The organism is Streptomyces sp. NPDC058964, from assembly GCF_042741275.1.
In the GTDB taxonomy this organism is placed as follows: domain Bacteria; phylum Actinomycetota; class Actinomycetes; order Streptomycetales; family Streptomycetaceae; genus Streptomyces.
The window spans coordinates 1-3,690 of record NZ_JBHYKH010000699.1 but is presented as its reverse complement, the minus strand read 5'-3'; the positions used below and the strand labels follow the sequence as shown (position 1 = coordinate 3,690).

1 protein-coding gene and 2 pseudogenes are annotated in these 3,690 nt (G+C 74.6%); all 3 read left to right on the top strand.

What is annotated here, in order from left to right; all coding sequences use genetic code 11:
* A pseudogene (locus ACFW2E_RS43225) lies at positions 1-1,558 on the top strand (hypothetical protein); the annotation flags it as partial.
* Positions 1,559-2,749: a hypothetical protein gene (locus ACFW2E_RS43220; protein WP_384476580.1), complete on the top strand. Its 1,191-nt coding sequence runs from the start codon at positions 1,559-1,561 to the stop codon at positions 2,747-2,749.
* Positions 2,746-3,690, top strand: a pseudogene (locus ACFW2E_RS43215) (hypothetical protein); the annotation flags it as partial. The gene ACFW2E_RS43220 and the pseudogene ACFW2E_RS43215, both read left to right, overlap by 4 nt.

Sequence of the window (3,690 nt, the reverse complement as noted above, 5' to 3'; positions counted from 1 at the left end):
CATCACGCCCGATCTGACCGTACGGATCGTCCGTACCCGCGGCGAACGGCTCGGCGGCGACGACTGGGACGCGGCCGTCGCCGCCGAGTTGCGCGGGCGGCTGCCGGAGGGGACGGATCCGCGCCCGGTGGCCGAACGGCTGCGGCGCGGACTCGCGGAGGCGGACATCGCCACCGAGCCGGTGACCGACGCGGCCGGCGAGCCGTACCGGGTGACCCTGGAACGGGCGGCCCTGGAGCGGGCGGTGGCGCCGCTACGGGCGCGGGCCCTGGCGGCCGTGGCGGAGGAGCTGGCCGAATCGGGGGCGGACGCCGTCCTGCTGGCCGGCGGTCTGTGCGCGACGCCCGGCCGACGGGCGGAGATCGAGGACCTGCCCGAGGCCCGGGGCCTGACGGTGCGCTGCACCTCACCCGAACTCGCGGTCGTACGGGGGCTGCTGGCCCTGGAGGACTTCGGCGCCCTGCGCATCGGCTCGGGCCCCGCGCCGCACTCGTCCGCGGCCGGGTTTCCCGCCCCGGACCCGACACCACCCGCGTTCGCGGAGGACCCGGAGCCGGGATTCTGGCGCTCGGCCGCAGAGGAACCGGGCGCGCACGCCGCTCACTTGGCCGCGGCGGACCCGGAACCGCGGGCCCGGCACTCGCCCTCCGGCGACCCGCCACCGTCCGCCGACCGCGCCGACCGCGCGTCCGAGGCCGCCACGCCCCGCAACGAGCCCGATCCCCAGCCCCCGCCGTTCCGGGACACGGCCGGCCCCGGTGACCCGCCCACCGCCGGCCCCGTGGCGGACGGCGCCTCCGGCCTGTCGCCGGACCCCGGACCCGGACCTGAACCCGAGCCGGAACAGCCGTCGTACGTTCCGCCCCCCACCGGGACCACCGCCCCCGCCGCAGACCCGCGTCTTCGCTCGGTTCCCGTGGACCAGCTCCAGGCCATCCGCCGGGGCGACCACCTCCTCGTGCTCTGGGCCTGGCCCGAGACCGCGCTCAGCGCCCGCGTCCGGTGGCGGCGCGAGGGAACCGTCACGGACGGCGGCCCGGCCAACGGCGACCTGCGCTGCCAGCGCCGGGTGTACGAGCACGACGGCGGACTCGACCTGCCCGTGGGCCGGGGCGCGGTGACCCTCACCGTGGAGGCGCTGGTGCCCGACCCGGACGTGGACTGCGAGGGGGCGTCGTCGCTGCGGGTCGCCGCCGAGCCGCCCGTGGTGGAGTACGAGCCCGCCGTCCGCCGACGCCTCAAGGGCCGCGTGGCGACCGTCACGTTCACCTCCGCGACGGACTGCGAGCTGCCCGGCCTGCGCATCGTCCACGGCGTCGGCCGCTACCGCCCCACCAGTACGGCCGAGGGCACCGTCCTGCACGAGGTGCCCCCACAGCGGCTGCCCGCCGGAACGCCGCTGACCGTGGAGTTCCCGCTGCCCGGCACGCGGGGACCCTCCTGGCTGGTCTGCTTCCCGGCGGACGGGAACAGCGGGACCGGCACCTCCTTGGACGCCTCGTCCGACGGCGACATCGACATCCGCCCCACGGCGCTGCACCGGCTGCGAGTGACCTGAATGGCCAGACGACTCACCTGCCCCTACTGCTACGAGACCTTCGCCGCGCGCGAGATCCGGTTCCGCTGCAACAGCCGGCTCAGCCGTACCCGCAAGCAGTGCCAGCGGCGCCGGGACGCGGTGCTCGACGAACGGTTCGGGCGGCGCCCGAGCAACGACGTCGGGCCGGACTTCGCCGCCGACGGCCGTCGGTCGACCGCCGTCTGCCCGGACTGCGACGGCGAGACGACCTACCGGATCTGCCCGGTGTGCCACTGCGAACTGCCCGTGCAGTTCGGCATGGTGGACAACCGCCTGATCGCCATGGTGGGCGCGAAGGCCTCCGGCAAGACCATCTACATGACCGTGCTGCTGCACGAGATGCGCAACCAGGTCGGCGAGGCGTACGGCGCCTCCATGATGGGCCTGGACGACACCACCATGCGCCGCTACAGCTCCGAGTACGAGGACCGGCTCTACCGCGACCGGCAGATGTTCCCCGGCACGCAGACCGCCTCCACCAACGCCAACCGCGTGGAGCCGCTGGTCTTCCGGTTCGGTCTGCGCCGCAGGGGACTGTTCGGCGAGCGCCCGCAGCACACCGTCCTGTCCTTCTTCGACACCGCCGGAGAGGACTTCAGCACCCGGGAGAGCGTGGAGCTCAACACCCGCTATCTGACCGGCGCCGACGGCATCATCCTGCTCCTCGACCCGCTGCAGATGCCGGGCGCCCGCGAGCGCGCGCTGCCGGGTACCGCGCTGCCCGGCACCGAGGGGCTCGACGCGCCGGTCAACGTCCTGGGCCGGGTGACCAACATGCTGCTGGCGGCACGCGGCGGCAAGGCGGCGGCGAAGATCGAGACCCCGCTCGCGGTGGTCTTCTCGAAACTCGACGCCTTCTGGCACCTGCTGGACAACGGCAGCCCCCTGCGCGCGCACGCCCCCGCGCGCGGCCGGTTCGAGGTGGGTGACAGCCTCAGCGTCCACGAGGAGGTGCGCCAGCTGCTGAAGGAGTGGGACGGCGTGCCCATCGACCAGGCCCTGGAGAACACCTACGCCCGCTACCGCTACTTCGGCGTCTCCTCGCTCGGCCGCAGCCCCACGCCCGACGCCCGGGTCGCGCCCACCGGCATCCAGCCCTACCGGGTCGCGGACCCGCTCCTGTGGCTGCTGAGCGAGTTCGGCTCGGTGCCGAAGGCGGGGCGCGGATGAGCGCCGAGACCTCCCCGGTGTTCCAGCAGCTCTACTACACCTCCTGCGAGCGAGGCCTGAGCGGTTTCTCCGGCTTCCAGTTCAACGCGGTGAGCGCGGGCGCCTCGGCCGAGACCCGGCACGCCGTCGAGGCGCTGGCCGGCTACGAACCACCGCGCCCGATGGTGGAGTCGGACACCCCGGAGCTGCTCGCCCGCTGCCCCGTCAACCTCTGCTTCACTCCCGAGGAGCGGGGCGGGCCGGGTTCGACCACGCTCTGTGTCCGCTACGTGGGCCGCGACTCGGCCCGCCGCTTCGGCAACTACTTCGCCCATGCCCTGCACAGCGAGGGGGACTTCACGGCGGCGAGCGGCGGACTGCTCGCCATCGAGCTGTGGGACTCCCCGGTGTGGACGGCCGAGGTGGCCGACGGCACCGAGATCCCGGAGCTGACGGGCCCGCCCCCGCGCGGTCCGCTCACCCCGCGCGCGGTGCGCACCTTCCTGCGCGGGCATCCGCACGCGGAGCAGCTGCCGAGCCTGCTGGCCGCCGTGTTCGCCGCGCTCACCGACGAGGGCTCGGTGGTCGTGATCGACGACTCGACGGAGCGGATCGCGCACTGGTTCGCGGCGGCCTCCTATCTGCTGCCGCCCCCGCTGGCCCGCCGCCTGTCCTTCGCCACCTATCTGTTCCGCCCCACCCGCAGCCGGCTGCACCTGATCGGTACGGTGCCCGAGGCGAACGCCGGCTTCGGGCCCGACGACGAGGAGTCGTACACCGTCTTCGACTTCTCGGCGGGCCGCTTCCCGGACGTCGTCCCCACCCACCACCTGGTACGGCTGCTGACCCGGATCGGCGTCGGGTCGATCCGGTCGGGAAGGGGCGGGACGGGGGGGGTCCCCCCCCCCCCGCACCCCCACCCCCCCCCCCCACGCAGTCTACCCACGCGCCCCCCCAAGACC

Bases quoted from the DNA above. Each gene is read 5' to 3' on its own strand.
- ACFW2E_RS43220 (WP_384476580.1), top strand. From the start codon at position 1,559: ATGGCCAGACGACTCACCTGCCCCTACTGCTACGAGACCTTCGCCGCG.